The sequence below is a fragment of the Chryseobacterium cupriresistens genome, from assembly GCF_046614675.1.
Classification (GTDB): Bacteria; Bacteroidota; Bacteroidia; order Flavobacteriales; family Weeksellaceae; genus Chryseobacterium; species Chryseobacterium cupriresistens.
This window is the reverse complement of sequence record NZ_JBKKJT010000026.1, coordinates 1-387: the sequence shown is the minus strand read 5'-3', so window position 1 is coordinate 387 and position 387 is coordinate 1. Positions and strand designations below refer to the sequence as shown.

Genomic DNA, 387 nt, shown 5'->3' with positions numbered 1-387 from the left:
CGAGCACGTACTCGGATGGAAGCCGGTCTTGTCGATCAGGATGATCTGGACGAAGAGCATCAGGGGCTCGCGCCAGCCGAACTGTTCGCCAGGCTCAAGGCGCGCATGCCCGACGGCGAGGATCTCGTCGTGACCCATGGCGATGCCTGCTTGCCGACTATCATGGTGGAAAATGGCCGCTTTTCTGGATTCATCGACTGTGGCCGGCTGGGTGTGGCGGACCGCTATCAGGACATAGCGTTGGCTACCCGTGATATTGCTGAAGAGCTTGGCGGCGAATGGGCTGACCGCTTCCTCGTGCTTTACGGTATCGCCGCTCCCGATTCGCAGCGCATCGCCTTCTATCGCCTTCTTGACGAGTTCTTCTGAATTGAAAAAGGAAGAGTA

1 protein-coding gene is annotated in these 387 nt (G+C 58.1%); it reads left to right on the top strand.

Annotation, left to right across the window (positions count from 1 at the left end; translation table 11 throughout):
• The coding region (locus ACLI50_RS22520; RefSeq protein WP_411414672.1) for a phosphotransferase at positions 1-369 on the top strand (369 nt) is incomplete at its 5' end.
• Between the last annotated feature and the right edge of the window lie 18 nt (positions 370-387).